The organism is Pyxidicoccus fallax (assembly GCF_012933655.1).
In the GTDB taxonomy this organism is placed as follows: Bacteria; Myxococcota; Myxococcia; order Myxococcales; family Myxococcaceae; genus Myxococcus; species Myxococcus fallax.
The window spans coordinates 1-792 of sequence record NZ_JABBJJ010000741.1; the positions used below are offsets into that span (position 1 = coordinate 1).

A 792-nucleotide genomic window follows, 5' to 3' on the forward strand; every position below is an offset into this window, starting at 1 on the left:
GCGCTCACCATGCCCTTCTCCGCCACCCCCACCAGGGCCACCGGCGCCTTCACGCCCGGCACGGTGCCCGTCAGCATCATCCCGCCCTCGTCCAGCACGGACTCCAGCGTCACCCCGCGCTCGCGTAGCAGCTTCGCCATGGCCTCCGCGCCCTCGTGCCCGCCCACCTCCTCGTCCCCGCCGAAGGCCAGCAGCACCGTGCGCCGGGGCCGGTGCCCCGAGGCGAGCAGCGCCTCCACCGCCTCCAGGATGGCGAGCACGCTGCCCTTGTCGTCCAGCGCGCCGCGGCCCCACACGTACCCGTCCGCGATGTCCCCGCTGAACGGCGGGCGCGTCCAGCCGCCTTCCGTGCCGGGCTCCACGGGCACCACGTCCAGGTGCCCCATCACCAGCACCGGCTTGAGCGACGCGTCCGTGCCCGGCCACGTGTAGAGCACCGAGTGCGCCCCCTGGGGCTCGCGCCGCAGCTCCGCATGCACCCGGGGGAAGTGCTCCCGCAGGTAGTCATGCAGCGCGACGAAGGCGGCGTCCTCGGCGGGCCGGCCCTCCGACGCCGCCAACGTCTTCAGCCGCAGCGCCCCCGCGAGCCGCTTCGCCGCGGCGTCCGCGTCCAGGGAGAACGGCGCCGCCTCCTCCGGGGTGGGCTGCCGGGAGGAGTAGCCCAGCGCCCGCGTCACCAGGACGCCGGCCAGCAGGCAGATGCCGAGCAGCAACAGCAGGAAGAGGCGTTTCATCGGCGGGCTCGCGAGAGGGGCCGCGTACGGTAGCAGACACCGCGGGCGCCCCCCCCCC

1 protein-coding gene is annotated in these 792 nt (G+C 75.4%); it reads right to left on the reverse strand.

Going from position 1 to position 792, the window contains the following annotated elements:
* Positions 1–734: M20/M25/M40 family metallo-hydrolase (locus tag HG543_RS53920; RefSeq protein ID WP_169352711.1), on the reverse strand; the 734-nt coding region annotated here is incomplete at its 3' end.
* Positions 735–792: the final 58 nt, after the last annotated feature.